Here is a 4,371-nt window from a genome sequence, read left to right on the forward strand (position 1 = left end):
CCCTAAAAAGGATTAATGTAATGATGTTGTTTATCCCGCATTAACGGGCAGCACGATTGGTGAGGGCTGATAATCAGTGGGGGATGAACAAACCCCACTGATTAAAGTTTCACTTTATCCTTTACTGTACCTTGTAACTACATTTTACCTTGCTGTAAAGAAACAAAAAACACTTTTTTATTCAATAATTCCAATTTCTAGAGCCTTTTGAACAGCTTCTTCTTTGTTAGAGACTCCTAGCTTTGTATAAGCTGTAGAAGCATAATTTCTGACCGTACCATTCGATAAATATAACCTTGATGCTATGGTAGTGTATCGAAGTCCCTTTGCTACTAGCTGTAATATTTCTATCTCCCTAGCTGTTAGCTCATAAGCGGCTGCTTTTGATTCTGGTATCTCTTTTTGCTCATCAAACTTCTCAAATATTTTGTGAGACATTCCCTGATCAATTAGTGTCCCACCTTTGTGAATAAGTCGGATCGTATTGGCTAGCTCCAACGTTTCAATAGATTTAAGTAAAAAACCATCCGCACCGTTGCGAAGTGATTCCAACGCCTGTTCGGTATCCTGAAACGTTGTGAAAATTAATACGCGGATATGTGGCCATTGTTGCTTGATTTTTTTGGTTGCTTCGACTCCATCCATGTGCTGCATATCTAAATCCATAAGTATAACATGGGGTTGAAGGCGCCCACACAAATCGATGGCTTCATTGCCATCTTCAGCTAAACCGACTACATTTAAATCTTCATATCTATCGAGTAGTGTCCTCAAACTTTCCCGGACAAATGGCTGATCGTCTACAATTAACAAACGAATAAGTCCATCTTTTATTTCAGTTTGTCGCGGTATGGTACAAGTAACAAGCATTCCTTCCTCTGGCTTTGTATATACAGACAATTGACCTTGCAAGTTCATTGCTCGTTCTTTCATCGCATTCATACCGAAGCCTTCCTGCCATTCTACATTTCCTTTTCCATTATCTTGAATTTCTAATCTCGTATATTGTTGTTCAAACTGCAATGAAACTATAATTTCAGTTCCCTGACCATGGCGTACTGCATTCGTAAGGGACTCTTGTAAGCAACGAATGAACGCTATCTTTGCTTGCCGAGACAATTCATATTCCTCTCCGTATGCTCGAAAACTTACATTAACCTGAGCGTGCTCCTGAAATTCGGCTCCAAGATTTTGGAGAGATTGAATTAAGGAAGGCGATTGACACGGAGAATCCATTTGATGTAGGTAACCTCTCACGTCCTCGATGCTTTTCCGTCCCATTTCAAGCAGAGAATCTAGCCTCTGTATACCCATTTCAGTAGCAAGTTCGGTGCGCAACGTTTCCATCCCCATAATAATAGAAGTATAAGCGTGACCAACTGTATCATGAAGCTCACTCGACAGTCTGTTCCGTTCTTCCGCCAGTGTGATGCGTTCAATCTGAGACATATATTGCTCAAGTACCGCGTTTTGTTTACGAATTGATTCATTTTGTTTATGATTGACGATTAATAAATGAAAAGCGAAACCCATTACATATGCGAATCCATAATAGGTGACCATAACCCAATAGCTATTACTTGGCGCAACCGCATAGAAAATTCCAGTCGTTATAAAAACTGTTATTGGAGCTGTCCAATAATAGGACAAATGCTTACTATTCGCAGCAATTAGAAACACTGATATAAGAAATGTGTTGGAAGCTCCTGGAAATAACGAGGTTAAATATATACATAGTCCACCATACAGCAGTATTTCTGTGAACAAATAATATTTATAATTGAATAGTAAGGCTACCCATGGAATAGAGAAGGCAATAATTTCCCAAAGAATAATACTCCAAAGTGGTAATGTTAAACCATCCTGAAAATTTAATGTAGCTAGAATGATAGACACACTAGCAAGTAGGCGTACCCCCAACATAATCCAATCATACCAAAACCAATACTTAACCATATCTAACAAGTTCTTTACCCCCTAAATAGCCTACCATTTTCTTCCTATATTATAATTTAATCCTTCCTGCCTTATTATACTTTTTAATTTAAAACTACGATACTATTCACAGACTGCAAACTTTTATTGATTTAGTTGCCGAATCATACTACGTGTATAGCCCCCAATTTTCTTTGTCAAACCTTCTACTATCCTAATACTTATGGCGGTAAATACTATACCTATAAACATTACAAAGAGTGACTTGGCAAAAGTATCTATCTGTATGAATATAATATTCATATCGATGTATCGATACAGTAGTGGTGCCAACAGGAGCATAAGTGGCATTACATAAAAAATGATTGCACTAATGAGACTGAAAATGCCAATCACAAATTTCTGCATTAACCAAAAGACAGCAGACCAAGTGCGACGATCTGTAAGCACTAATTTCACCTGAGTCCAGTTTGATGTAGCCATTTTTATACTTTTATCGTAAGAGTCGGTCGAAATATCAGTATAAATTTTCGTCTGTATGCGCTCGAATTGGATAAAAGGTGTCGTAGTCTGTAGTACGCGTATAACTAGTGGAATCCCAATTACCGTAAATGAAAGGGTAAAACTGAATAGCAGAGCTATTAGATAAAAACAAAAATAAAATAATCCTGTAACGAAAGTTAGCAATAAAAAATAACCATTCTGGATGAATTTTGATTTCATAAAGTTCATCGCTCCTATCTATGTAATAACCGAATCATACTGCTTTTTTTGTCATTCTCACTAGTGTAAAAGTGTCATATGACAGTTCTAAATGATATTAAAAAGGGGGAGAGCAGTTTACTTCTAGTTAACAAAGATGCTTGTATCCCGCTATTTGCCAGGCAGTAAGACCCCCGCCTCAAAATTCAGCGTTAGGTGGGGGGGCGGGCTGCCGGTAAACGCACGATTGGTGAAGGCTAATAATAAGTGGGGGATGAACAAAAACTTGCTGATTAAAGTTTCACTTTATTAATCCCCACAAAACAATCCCGTTCTTACATCTGCAAGAACGGGATTGTTTTGTACTTTTATTTAATGTGAGATGGACTTGTTTTTCGAATATGAAAAATAATATCAAATTGCTCAAGCAATGAAGTATCAAAGTATACCGAACTGTTGGGGATGATTTGTCCTCCTATACTTAGTAATGGTCTTTTTGCTTTAACCCATTTCTCTGCTTGTCCTTTAAGGTGACGGTTATCCAATAAAAACGTTTTATAGGGCACTTTTCCGAGAGTGTAATTGAAACTTTTTACATCTTGTGGAATAGCGTCTGTTGTAATCTTACCTCCGGTGGAAGGATTATATTCGCTATATAAGGTGAAATTCCCCTCCGTAGTTGTACTACCAATTGTGACATAATTATTGTTTAAACGTTCCTTTAAAAACTGCCCCGCAACATAAGGGTATAATTTCTCATCGATAATTCCTTTAGCTATATGAATATTGTGTCCCCATACCATCGTTTTACCACCAAATGTCTCTTGTGCCCACATTGCGTGATCGGCCAAGTATTGCTCATGTAGCTTTATCATACTTGGATAGTCGTTAGGAAGTAGCATTGTGGTAAATTTCTCTATTGCACTTGCCGTTGCTTTCACCCAGATGTACTCAGGTGAAACTATTTCTGTGTTGGCTTGCTCACTCTCATCTTTTAGTAATCGAGCTACCCTCTCAGCGTTTGCTTTGAACTTCTCTTTCAATTCAGGAGTAAGTTTCATATATTCCTGTATACTTTCAGTAAAAGACGATAATTCTTTATAATTTTCTTCTACTTCTGCCAACAAATCCGGTCGATGCACCCTTACATAATCAATTACTTTATTAAAGCTGCCTTGGTCCAACGTTTTTAAGTCGAGCCCAATAAATTGGATCTTTTTTTTATTGGATGGATCAGCATTATAATCTTTCATCCACTCAATCATGGCTATAATTTCATCAGTAGGATATAACAACTTTAAAAAATCTCTAGGGTTTCCTTTTCCTGTTTGGATATATTCATTTAGTTTTAAGCCGTTTCCCCAATCTTCTTCCATTGTGAAATTTGTAAAACCCATCTCAGTAACCAAATATTTCACAAGGCGAAACTTCATAGTGAAAATTTCAGAGCTTCCATGAGTATTCTCTCCTAATCCTACATATTGTGCGCTCCCAATCATTTTCTTAAGTGGTTTTAAATCCTCAAATGATTTTGACGGCTCTATTGTTTTTAATGGGTAAGCCTGTGATTGTATGGATTTAACTATATTTTTTTGTATTGATTGACCTGAATTTTCGACTGCTACTGTTTGAGCCTTTCCTACTTCCGCGCATCCTGTGACTAATAAAGCTGTACTAACCATTGCAATTATTTTTTTCTTATTCATTTTTTCCACCTCAATTGAATTATTTGTA

3 protein-coding genes are annotated in these 4,371 nt (G+C 37.1%); all 3 read right to left on the reverse strand.

What is annotated here, in order from left to right:
- Positions 1-177: 177 nt before the first annotated feature.
- A complete protein-coding gene (locus ACQGS6_RS23575) occupies positions 178-1,965 on the reverse strand; it encodes a helix-turn-helix transcriptional regulator (protein ID WP_074625226.1) in 1,788 nt (595 codons plus the stop codon).
- Positions 1,966-2,079: 114 nt separating this feature from the next.
- Positions 2,080-2,658 carry a sensor domain-containing protein gene (locus ACQGS6_RS23580; protein WP_025966688.1) on the reverse strand — a complete coding sequence of 193 codons (579 nt, stop codon included), beginning with the start codon at positions 2,656-2,658 and terminating at the stop codon, positions 2,080-2,082.
- A gap of 347 nt (positions 2,659-3,005) precedes the next feature.
- Complete coding sequence (locus tag ACQGS6_RS23585; protein WP_074625225.1) at positions 3,006-4,343, reverse strand: erythromycin esterase family protein; 1,338 nt, start codon at positions 4,341-4,343, stop codon at positions 3,006-3,008.
- Between the last annotated feature and the right edge of the window lie 28 nt (positions 4,344-4,371).

This window comes from Bacillus sp. GMs2/2 (assembly GCF_050172095.1).
GTDB lineage: Bacteria > Bacillota > Bacilli > Bacillales > Bacillaceae_G > Bacillus_A > Bacillus_A cereus.